This is a genomic window from Proteus vulgaris, assembly GCF_033708015.1.
Taxonomy (GTDB): Bacteria; Pseudomonadota; Gammaproteobacteria; order Enterobacterales; family Enterobacteriaceae; genus Proteus.
Map to the genome: position 1 here is coordinate 4,008,531 of NZ_CP137920.1, position 11,902 is coordinate 4,020,432.

Sequence of the window (11,902 nt, forward strand, 5' to 3'; positions counted from 1 at the left end):
AATTTTGGTTATTATGTATCAATGCTTGTTTCATTAAGTCTCGCTGAAAATCATTCGTTACTTCTTTTAAACTTTTGCCTTCAGAAGATAATATTTGAGCTCCTGAATAAACTGGATTTTCAGCCCCTAAAGCAAAATGGCTAACGAGTCATCCAGCTCTTGTTAGAACAATTGCTCGATGAAGAGTATGCTCTTTTAATCTCAAATCTTTGTGATCTAACTGAACTCACCGTTCACCTTGCGTATCAATCAACAAACGCTGATTTATATATTCTATAGTCTCGTCTATCGTCATAATATTATTAATAACATTAGTAATACCTTGTCCGATAATTATTTCTGCTTGACGTAAATTAAATAATTTACCATTTGGTACTGATGATTCTCGTATTCCCTTATTAATTTCTTGATAAGCCAATGTCATCCATGGGTAGCGATGGCTAATTTCTTGGTTATGACTGAAATTTTGATGATTGCTGTTTCCACCTAATAAAATAAGGTGATCTATCACCATTGGGGAATAAAGCCAACGATAAAACTGCTCTGCATATTGTGATTTTTGGCTATAACGTGAAACCCCTAATACGCCACCCCCTAATTGTGGAATACCTCCGGGTACAGGTGCAAAACCTGTTTTCGGTAAAATATTGCTATGAGCGACATCATTAAATAGATTCATATAAGCGATCAGCATAGCTAGATGCCCTTGCTCAAATTGTCTAACGGATCCACTCCACCACTTATTATGAATATTTTCAGTGATCGACAACTGTTTTAAATATTCTTCTAATATTTCACCTGCTAAAGGCATTTCTAGTCTAGGAATATTATGACTTCCTATTAAACACCCTCCTTTGGCGTAATAACGTAATAGATACTCTGTTGCAATCAGCCCTGCACTACCCAATGTTGTTGAAGCCCCCATAGGGCAATTTAATTGCCCTTCGTCATGTTGTTCAGTAAAAAACTGCGTCACATTATCGTATTCTTCAAATGTTGTCGGTACAGTTAACTCATTACCTGTTTTTTCGTAATACATTCTTTTTAGAATAGGATCTTCAAATACGTCTTTTCGATAAAATAAGAGTTGCGCACTGGCATCAAAAGGCATGGCATAAGCAACATTATTGACTAAACTAAATTTTTGCTGTGTCGGCGATGAAAAATTATTTAATAAGTCCGTTAGGCCATTACCGATCTTATCTAATGGCTGTAATATTCTTTCCGCAAACCAAGGAAAACAGGCCATATCAATACGCAATAAATCATAATAGGGATGCAAATGTAACTGACTTAAAATTTGATAAATTTCATCGTAAGGATGTATCGCCAAATTAACTTTAATCCCTGTTTGACGATAAAAATGAGGCAGTAGCTTTTTTAATGCACTTGTTGAAGGGCTAGGTAAAATAAGTAAGTTAAGACTTATCTCTGCTTTATTCTCACTGATCACTGCGGGTGTAAAAGTATAAAGATGGTCACTTTGATTACGCACGCAAGTCACATTAATTTCAGTGAGTTCATTGTCATCTTCTACCTGCATTAATGCATCCATCACTTCTAATCCAAGCTGAGCGTAATTCATTGGAAAGTAATACAACCCTTTTAATACAGGTGGAATATTGTCGCTCAATGCAAAAATAGGTGGGCAATCATGATGACTACCAAAATAACTCGCTTGTGTTAAATAATGCGCTTTCTCTATATCTTGAGCTATAAAGATGTCAGGGATTTGCTCCAGAGAAAAGAAATCAAACGCAATTTTATAACTCTCTTCATCAGATGCACAAAGCATCACATGCTTTTTATCGGGTGCATATTCTACAAGTCTATTTTGTAATTCATTAGCAAAATTGTGATTATTTAAATAATGGCTACTCCCGATAAAAATACCCACTAGTTTGCCTGTCGTTTTTGCAACCTGCTGGCAAATAGCTTCTGCTGCTTGAGCAAAATCGAGTGTGAACGATCGTTGAGCATTCAATGGCTGGCGATACACAAATGCAACTTGAGAAGGCGCTAATTTTAACGTGTCAAAATAAGTATTCGCATCTTTAAGGCAGCTAACCGTGATCACTTGTTTATAGCCACCCGCCGCAATTTTCTGTAATACCTCTAATTCTGTGGTTTCCAGATCATCTGTTAAAAAAAGATCGTAGGTAACTTCAGGAAAGTGGGCAATAGACTGCCTTAACGAATTAAAGAAAACGGCATATTTTTCAGAAACCAATTGAGGTAAAAGTATCGCAATTTTATGGCTTTTATTGGTTCTTAGCAGTTGAGCTTGTGTATTTAATTGATAGCCCATTTGTTTAGCGGCTTGATGCACTGCTTCAATTTTCTCAACACTTACATTTCCACGTTTATTCAATACGTTAGAAACTGTTCCATGAGAGACACCTGCTAGTTTTGCAATATCTTTAATCGTTGCCATTGACCTTTTTCCATCTCAATTTCTGCTTTTACTAGCATACCTGAATTATTTATCGCGACTACTGCTAATTAATTTGAACGTTCCATTCTTGATTTGTTTTAAAAACAAACAATTGTCATTTATCTCAAATAAATGATTATCAATATCAATTAAAAATTATCTCGTTAATAATCAATAGGATTATAAATTTAATTTGAATAAGATCACTGATCTGATCTTCATTTATTGGCAAACAATCTCCCGCATTTTATTATTGGAACGTTCAAATTTATCTATACCTTATAGATAACCAACACCAGACATTCAATAAAATCATAATAAAACAATAGGATAAGGGGATTACTTATGAAACTTCATTTTTTAGGGACGGCTGCCTCAGAAGGTATACCGAATCCCTTCTGCCGTTGTGAACACTGTCTGAAAGCAAGAGAACTTGGTGGGAAAGATATCAGAACTCACTCTTCAGCCATTGTCGATGACATTATGTTAATCGACGTATCGCCTACATTTAGTTATCAGTTAATGCGTGATGGCAGGGATGCTACCCATTTTGAAAACCTACTATTCACCCATACTCATCCCGATCATTTCAATGTTGGCGATCTATTTAGCCGAATGGAAGGTTATGGCTTTGAAATTCATCATCCTCTTCACATTTTTGGTAATGATCGTGCAATTAATGGTTGTATCGAAGTTTTACCCGGTTACAGCAAAGAGCGTTTCGCTTTTCACTGCTTAATTCCTTTTGTTACTGTCGAAAGAAACGGTTATAAAATTACACCATTACTCGCTAATCATGCGAAATGGGAGCTTTGCTATGTTTATCATATTGAGAAAGATGGCAAGGTTATTTTCTATGGCCATGATTCAGGTTGGTTCCCTGAATTAACGTGGAAATGGTTAGAAAACAAACCAATTGATATCGTTGTGTTTGAATGTACTTATGGACTCAATGGTAAAGATCGTACTGATAACCATATGAGCCTAGAAACCGTATTTGCAGCAAAAGAAAAACTGCAACAGCAAGGTTGTTTACATCAAGATACACAAATTGCCGTTTCACATATTTCACACAGTGGTAAATTGCTTCACCACGAATTAGAAGCTGTTTGTGCTCCTCACAATATCCGCGTTGCCTACGACGGATTAACCTTAGAAATAAATTAAGAGGAGAACGACGATGGATATGAAAATAACCTCTCGCTTACTGATTATGATGTTTGTGCAATATTTCATGCAAGGTGCATGGAATATGACCATGGGGCTAGTATTAAGTAGCTATGGCATGGCAAGCATTATTGGTAATGCCTACGCTTTATTAGGCGTCGCAACCATTATCTCCCCATTATTTATTGGTATGGTAGCAGATCGTTTTTTTGCTTCACAAAAAGTCATGGGCATCCTTCATTTAATTAATGCCGCCGTCATTCTTTGTGTTCCTCAATTTATTGAAGCACAAAACAGTGGTATGACTTTATTCTTAATATTTATTATTGGATTATTGTTTTATCCAACAACTGCGCTGTCAAATAGTATTAGTTTCTCTCATATTAATGGCGTGAAATATTTCCCTATTATTCGTGTATTCGGTACATTCGGTTTTATGGCTATCGGATTTATATTAGGTGAAATGGGCTTCTCTGGCAGTACGATGACTTGGTATATCGCTTCTGCTGTGGGTGTTTTACTTGGTTTCTACTGCTTTACTTTACCTAATACGCCACCTAAAGCGAAAGGTAAGCCATTCTCTGCTCGCGATATTTTATGTTTAGATGCACTTTCATTATTTAAAGATCGTTATTTTGCTATCTTAATGTTTAGTATCTTTATTTTAATGATCCCAAAAACAGCTTACTCCGCTTATATTCCCGTTTTTATTAAAGCATTAGGTTTTAATAACGCGGCATCTATTATGCAAATAGGTATAGCCTGTGAAGTTCTGTTTATGTTCGTATTGTCATTCTTCTTAATGAAATTTGGCTTCAAAATCACATTACTTTTAGGGGCTGTTAGTTGGATCATTCGCTCAATATTCTTCTCTTATGCAGCGGTAAATACAGAGTTTTACTTTATCGTTATCGGATTAATGTTACAGGGATTATGTTGGGACTTCTTCTTTACTGCTGGTGATATCTATGTTGACCGAAAAGCCAAACCGGAAATTCGTGCTCAAGCACAAGGCCTACGCTTTATTGTCTCTAATGGTTTCGGCTTATTATTTGCTTCCACTATTTGTGGTCAAATCTTTAATTCAACCATAACAGAAACAGGCGATGCTGCATTACCGCAGTGGTCAACATTCTGGATATATCCAGCCGTCGTTGCTGCCGTCGTAACCTTGTTCTTTATCTTCTTCTTTAAAGATGATGTAAGTAAAAAGAAAAATAACGAAGATAAGAAAGCACCAGAAAGTACAGCAACCGCTTAGTATTAAAATAATAGGCCAACGTTAGGATCAAACCATGGACGCATTAATTCAGTTTGTTGACAGCATTGGCCCTTTATCACTATCAAGCATTGCTAAATTACTGGCCGCCTTTATTTTGGGTGGCCTTATTGGCTTAGAGCGTGAATCAAAGGGAAAACCTGTCGGTTTTAAAACCTGTGTCATTATTGCTGTTGCCAGTTGTTTATTAACTATCGTTTCTATTCAATCTGCGGAATATTACGCCAATATCTCCGATAATATTCGTAGCGATCCCATGAGATTAGCGGCACAAATTATCAGTGGTGTCGGTTTTCTGGGGGCTGGTGTTATATTACATCGACGTGATGATGCTATTTCAGGTCTGACAACAGCGGCTATCGTATGGGCATCAGCGGGTGTTGGTATTGCTTGTGGCTCAGGTTTTTATTGGCATGCCATGATTGTCACTGTGCTCTTTTTTATGGCTATTCAACTTAGCCCACAAGTGGTGCTATTTCAGATGAAAAATCAACGTTTAGGTAAGATTAAAGTGCGTATGTTATTTACTCATGAAAATGGTGTTCCTCTTTTAATTGAGTATTTAAAAAGCCATAAAGATGTAATTGAAAACCTGACTATTCGTGATATTAAAAAAGAGCGCGTTGAGGTGAATTTAAAACTGTTAGTAAGGCAAAAAATTACCTTGCCTGAATTTTATTGCTCATTAAAACAGCTTGAACATGTTCATTCTGTTTCGCTAGATCATTAATCTATTTAAAAATAAAAAGTGCGCTTAATTTAACGGCGCACTTTTTATCTTATTTTGATGACCGATTAATGGTCACATTAAGGTTTTTTTATAACTAACGGATTACCAAAACGTTCTAGATACATCATGCCAAAAATTGTTGAAGCATAATCTGTAATATGGCCGACATCACGATAAACAGGTACACCTTCTATATCGGTTAAGCAGATATTTTTATCACACTGTACATCTTTAGGATCGATGATAATCAACGTTGGATAATCCTTTTTTAATTTAACAAATAACTGATCCATCCATGTATTCCCCTCACCTTTATAGTTTTTGGGATTACAGTTATTATCGGCAAAGTCTTTTCTTAATTTTGCATTTTCATAAAAACAGGTCATAAAACCACTTGGCATAGAATTGACTGTTTTAATAAAAACGGGTTTAGCTCCCGTGGCAATAATAAGATCGAGCGCTTCTCGCATCGCATTCTCAACACGTTTACGAGACGCTTCAACCGTTCTCACATCACCTAGCTTATTAATGACATGATTTGACGCGTAGTTATTCCAAACTTGCCCAAATATGACATAATCAAAGTGGTTATTCTTGATAAGTTGATAATATTTTGCCGTTTGATCGTAACAACGTTGATAAACTGTATTTTTATGGTTAGACCAGTCATAAAGATAAATATTAGGAAGAGTAATACACGATGACGTTGCTTGTGCATATACATCTATCTTGGCATCTTTACCTAATATATCCATAAAGCCCCAATAATGATTTGCATGAGAATCACCAAATAAAAATGCTTTTCTCTGGCTTCCTACTTCACCAAGATGGCACATTTTATCGGGATCAGAGGCTTCAAAATTCATACATTTAGCTCGGTTGGGATAATTAAACTGATTTAACTTAGCTTCTAAATTAACGTAATTTTGCCCAAGCCTTGCTCCAATACCTTGATATTTTTCATTTAGTGCATTGAGCCCTAAAGCGCATAAAATAGGAACAATTAACAACAGTGTGATGGAATATTTAAAGGCTAAACGCTTCCTTCTAAATGGCTTTTCAATAAGAAAATAAGAGACCAGTGAGAGCAATAAGGTTAATGCTAACAGTGATCCTTTTTGTAGTTCTGTATTAAACACACCGATATAACGCGCAACGGCAAATAATGGCCAATGCCATAAATAGAGCGAGTAAGATAATAATCCAACAATCACGATTGGCTTCAATGAAAGTAGTTTTTTAATAATACTTTCATGCTGTCCTGTATAAATAATTAATGCAGCACCAAGACAAACATACAACGTATTAAGATTCGGATAACCTGCAATAATATCATTTTGGAATGCAACCCAAATAATAATACCTAGCGCAATTAAGCTAATAACGTCATTTATTCTTCGATTAAGTTTTATCGTTGTCGGGAAGTAAGCAACACATGCCCCCAACATAAATTCAAAGATACGCGTACTAAAATAGTAGTAATTTTTCGGTTGATCTTTTTGATAAAAAAACACCAGAGAAAAAGAAATTATCGTAATAAATACAACAAGATAAAAATTATTTATTTTTTCTTTATGATTGATTTTATGCAGAAAATAAAGAACAAAAGGCAAGAAAAGATACCATTGCCACTCTATTGCTAAAGACCATGTGTGCAATAACGGTAAAAAGAGTGCATCTTGTGCTGCATAGCTGGTTGTCGCTCTCGCAAAGTATTTATTAGAGAGAAAGGCTGAGGCATATTTTTCGCTATTTGTAATATCAAGATAATCATTCGGGAGATAGAAAATACCTGAAATCACTAAAACTGCAATTAGAACAACAAGGTAAAGTGGCTGTAATCGCCATAATCGACGATTATAAAAATCACGGAATGAAAAATGTCCTTGTGACAATGACGTTTTAATTATCAACGAGATCAAAAAACCAGAGATCACAAAGAAAATATCAACACCAATAAATCCTGAAGGAATTAAGCGATTATCCAAATGGAAAAGGATAACCAAAATAACAGCGATCGCTCTTAAACCATCGACATCAGCACGATATTTTATATTCATAAGTCAAACATATAATCCGAATAAAAAGAATCGTTGGATTATATACTAATTAGCCATATCGCTTCAGTCTTAAAAAGAAGACTACGCTTTAATATTGTCTATTAATAACATCTAAATGGCCATAATTGATTAAATTCCATCGTTAAACCCATCTGTACTTCAGTTGAAAGTGAACCTTTGCTTACCACAAATTTGGGATGTCGAATAACAATAGGGGTATTAATCGCATTATGTATTAATGATGATCGGTTTTGCTCTAACGCCTTATAAAGCGTTTTCATATCTACTGATAGCGTATTCTCACGTAATCGTCCAAGCGTAATATGAATAATATCTTTATGAAGTGTACTCTCAATAGGGATCTGCTGATAAATCTGCTGCCTAAAGCGTGTTAACTCTTCTGAGATACCCGTTAATATCAGGCTACCATTGGATGTTAGGACAACGTTATTAAATGAAATTTCAATACTTTTTAGTTGATTAAAGATTTTTGCAATCTCATGACACCACGATAATAATACGGGACGTTGCCGTTTAAACTGCTCATTTTTTTGATTAAAAATCGTTAATAATGTGGAATGAAATTCTTGTGGCTGAGTAAATTCAATAAATGGAAACTTAAGTGCAAGCTGTTCACAATAAGTCGTTAGCTTCTGACTAAAAGGAATAAAGTTTTCTTCAATTTCAGGCTGACAAATCATTAATTGCCCCGCATTTAAGCTGACATCAATAATACTTTCATCATTAATTTGTCGTTGCCAAGTTTCACCTGTTGCTAACTTTTTCAGGGTCGCTTGTGTCAAAAATTCGTAAGCCATAAATAAACCTAAACCAAGAATAGAATGATGACTAATACTTTGGTTTGAGTGGGATTTAAAATCAAGTTTTAGAGAAAATAATAGAATAAAGGTAAAGATGGCGTTTTTGAAATAGGATCAAGATTATCTTGAGTCAGCTCATTACATGCCCCAATCCACCATTGATAAGTCATATAAATCGCTTACTTATTGATTGTCTCATTCACATTACAGCAAGACATAACTTATTACCACTTTCAGCTATTGGCATCAGAAAAACCTTTATGAATAAAAATTAACACCCCATTCTAATAAATTTTGTTTCTTTAGTTTGAATTTATGTTATAAATAACAAATACGCATTTTGAAAAACAATCTTTCATATTGCATTGCGATGATATCCATTTCAATAAAGAGCAAAAAGATGAACATGAACGCTAATAACCGACTATTAAGCCTAAACCTACTCCTTCGTTAGGTGGCTGAGCACGTTCATTTTTTTGCAAAAGCCACCAGTAAGGTGGCTTTTTGTTGTGCCCCTACTGGTGGAACTGTTTTTTAGGGGAGTTTCTATGATGTCTAGTTTCACCATTAGGATGATGAGTTACAACGTCTTATCAATAAGCCACTATATGATGGCAATAGCCTCTACCACTCATTCGATAACACAGGAGGCAAAATGAGCCAACAATGGACATCACGAGTCGGCCATATCTTAGCAGCCGCAGGCTCTGCAATCGGCATTGGCGCAATCTGGAAGTTTTCTTATGTTGCAGCCAATAATGGCGGCGGTGCATTTTTAATTGTCTTCTTGTTATTTAGCTTTGTGATCGGACTTGCTGTATTACTGGCTGAGAATATTTTGGGAAGTAGCACACACGCTGAAGCCGTTAACGCATTTAAAAAGATGATGGGACGTAATTGGGTCATTATTGGCGTTATTGGTGTATTCAGTTCATGGTGTATTTATAGCTTCTATAGTGTTGTTGGTGGTTGGACAATTGGCTATACCGTTATGGCGGCAACAGGCCAATTGAATATTACAGATAGCGCTGAATTAACAGGTATTTTTACTCATTTTATTAGTGATCCTTTATGGCCTATTTTGGCTCACCTTACCTTTGCTGGATTAACCTGTTTTGTCGTTTTAGCGGGTGTACAACGTGGATTAGAAAAAGCGGTCAAAATCATGATGCCAATGTTGTTTATCATTATGATTTTATTGATTATTGTTGGCATCAGCTTGCCTGGTTCTTCTGAAGGTTTAAAATTATTTTTATACCCTGATTTCAGTAAGTTAACGCCTCAAGGCGTATTAGATGCGTTAGGATTAGCCTTCTTCTCACTGTCTATTGGTTTAGGTATTCACATCACTTACAGTGCTTATTTAGCGGATAATAAAGGTATCGCTAACTCAAGTATGTGGGTCGTTATTTTGTCATGTATGGTCTGTGTACTTGCCGGATTAATGATTTTCCCCGCATTATCTGCCGCAGGTTTAGAGCCGAATGCTGGCCCTGGTTTGACCTTTATGACGATGCCCGTTTATTTCGCTAATTTACCTGGTGGTAATGTTTTAGCCGTGACTTTCTTTGTCTTGTTATTAATGGCAGCATTAACCTCTGCAATTTCATTACTTGAGCATATCGTTGCTTATGTGCAGATGCGTTTTCAGTGGACTCGCCGTCGTGCTGGATTAGTCGTTACCGCCTCTATTATGTTGATGGGAATTCCCGTTTCATTATCTTTCGGACCTATGAGTGATGTGACGCTGGGAGGAAAAACCGTCTTTGATCTGTTGGATTACCTGACTTCTAATATTTTGATGCCACTGTTTGGCATTGCAATGTGTTTGATCTTTGGTTGGTCACGTAGAGCAAATGCCTTTATTCCTGAAAATATCACGGGATTAAAACGTCAAAGCTTATTATTAGTATGGCGTTATATTGGTCCTATCTGTATCGGAATTATTTTAGTACACGGGTTAATTGGTTAATCATCAGCAAAAAGAGCCACTCAAATGAGTGGCTCTCGACTTAATTATTTATGGATACTTGATGACTTTATTTATAGCTTTGCTTAATTTCTTGAGCCGCTGCTAACCCACGTTTTGCTTCCTTTTCAGCAAGTTCTACGGATAAACCGATATAAGAACGAGGATCGAGCATTGCCTTAATTTCATCTGCATTAAACGCCGCGGTAATGGTTTCATTCTTCATCAGGTTAGTGTAAAAATCTTCACCATCTGCCGCTGTTTTAATCGCTTCTTCATATAACAGTGAATGCGCTTTATCTTTCCCTAATTTTTCTGCCATTTTCATCATAACGTATTCGGTATTATCTAAACCCTTATTTCTCATCACGTTATGTAGCATTCTCTCTTCATGAGGAACAATGGTTCTTGAAAGTTCTTCCGTTCTTAATAAAATTTCTGTTGTTAATTCTAATGCTTCTTCAATTAAGCCATCGAATAACATATAAGAACTACTATCACCTTCATAAGGTCTTACCGCAGAGTACATCCCCACATTAGGTAATGAGTACAGTTTCTGCGAGTTAGCAATAATTCCTTTCGCGAGTTTGGGGTTAATTTTATGAGGCATCGTGCTACTCCCCACCGTGCCTTTTGTAAACCCTTCAGAAACTTCAGCAATTTCTTCTAACGTCGTGCTATAAACTTCTTCACCTATTTTATGGCAGATATTTGCCATCAAAGCCAAGTTCATCATGTACTCTAATTTATGCGTACTGAGGTTACGTGAAGGAACCTCCATCGCTTGCATACCCACTAATTCAGCAACGCGTTTTTGTACTTTCATTCCCACTTCAGGCATTGAGTTAAAAGCACCTACTGCGCCTCCCATCATAATGGTAAATACACGCTTCTCACATTCTTTCATGCGCTGGTAGCAATCAATAAAATCGCTGATCCACACGGAAACTTTATACCCATAAGTGATAGGAATGGCATGACGACCGTGCGTTCTTCCCGCCATGACCATATGTTTTGTTTTTTCTGCGAGATTTGATAAGTTTTCAATAATCTCACTCAACAATAACATGAACTTATTGTGTACGGTTTTCATCATATACAGCTGTGAACTTTGCTGTATATTTTGCGTGGTAATACCGTAGTGCACATATTTACCACTTTCTTCAGAGCATGCCTTCACCAGCACTTTTAAGAAAGGCACAAAGCCATGACCGATTTTTTGATAAATACGGTTCATCTCTTCAAAATCGATATTCTCAATAATCGCCTTTTCTTTAATTTCATCTGCGGCAGACTGTGGAATAAAACCGTATTCAGCTTGTGCTTGCGCTAACATTGCTTCAAACATCAACCAAGTTGAATATTTAGCTTCATTGGACAGCAGATTTTTTATACCGCGATCGTCGATTGTTTTACTTTTAGAATCGTATAACGCTCTCATC

General features: G+C 36.2%; 8 protein-coding genes and 1 pseudogene. 4 read left to right on the forward strand and 5 right to left on the reverse strand.

Annotation, left to right across the window (positions count from 1 at the left end; translation table 11 throughout):
- Positions 1-226: 226 nt before the first annotated feature.
- Entirely contained in the window at positions 227-2,434 is a 2,208-nt protein-coding gene (locus SB028_RS18785) for an extracellular solute-binding protein (protein ID WP_069369475.1), read from the reverse strand.
- A 345-nt stretch (positions 2,435-2,779) separates the two neighbouring features.
- On the opposite strand from SB028_RS18785, the gene SB028_RS18790 reads away from it, so the two are divergent.
- The 3 genes from SB028_RS18790 to SB028_RS18800 are packed head-to-tail and all read left to right on the forward strand — an operon-like array spanning position 2,780 to position 5,610.
- The gene (locus SB028_RS18790) at positions 2,780-3,601 is read left to right on the forward strand and encodes an MBL fold metallo-hydrolase (protein ID WP_069369474.1); all 822 of its coding nucleotides are present in this window, start codon (positions 2,780-2,782) and stop codon (positions 3,599-3,601) included.
- A 13-nt stretch (positions 3,602-3,614) separates the two neighbouring features.
- Positions 3,615-4,862: an MFS transporter gene (locus tag SB028_RS18795; protein WP_069369473.1), complete on the forward strand. Its 1,248-nt coding sequence runs from the start codon at positions 3,615-3,617 to the stop codon at positions 4,860-4,862.
- A 34-nt stretch (positions 4,863-4,896) separates the two neighbouring features.
- On the forward strand, positions 4,897-5,610 hold the full coding sequence (locus SB028_RS18800; RefSeq protein ID WP_069369472.1) for an MgtC/SapB family protein: 714 nt from the start codon (positions 4,897-4,899) through the stop codon (positions 5,608-5,610).
- A 77-nt stretch (positions 5,611-5,687) separates the two neighbouring features.
- Here the strand turns inward: SB028_RS18800 and SB028_RS18805 are convergent, their stop codons facing one another.
- The 3 genes and pseudogenes from SB028_RS18805 to SB028_RS18815 all read right to left on the reverse strand — a co-directional run.
- Complete coding sequence (locus SB028_RS18805) at positions 5,688-7,670, reverse strand: acyltransferase family protein (protein WP_074454106.1); 1,983 nt, start codon at positions 7,668-7,670, stop codon at positions 5,688-5,690.
- Between the two features lie 101 nt (positions 7,671-7,771).
- Positions 7,772-8,488, reverse strand: coding sequence for a hypothetical protein (locus SB028_RS18810; RefSeq protein WP_069369471.1), 717 nt, complete (start codon positions 8,486-8,488; stop codon positions 7,772-7,774).
- 98 nt (positions 8,489-8,586) lie between these two features.
- Positions 8,587-8,670: pseudogene (locus tag SB028_RS18815) on the reverse strand (formate dehydrogenase); the annotation flags it as partial.
- 476 nt (positions 8,671-9,146) lie between these two features.
- Between SB028_RS18815 and SB028_RS18820 the strand changes: the two are divergent.
- Positions 9,147-10,463, forward strand: coding sequence for a sodium-dependent transporter (locus tag SB028_RS18820; protein ID WP_069369470.1), 1,317 nt, complete (start codon positions 9,147-9,149; stop codon positions 10,461-10,463).
- A 67-nt stretch (positions 10,464-10,530) separates the two neighbouring features.
- Here the strand turns inward: SB028_RS18820 and SB028_RS18825 are convergent, their stop codons facing one another.
- Positions 10,531-11,901: an adenylosuccinate lyase family protein gene (locus SB028_RS18825; protein WP_069369469.1), complete on the reverse strand. Its 1,371-nt coding sequence runs from the start codon at positions 11,899-11,901 to the stop codon at positions 10,531-10,533.
- Position 11,902 lies beyond the last annotated feature (1 nt).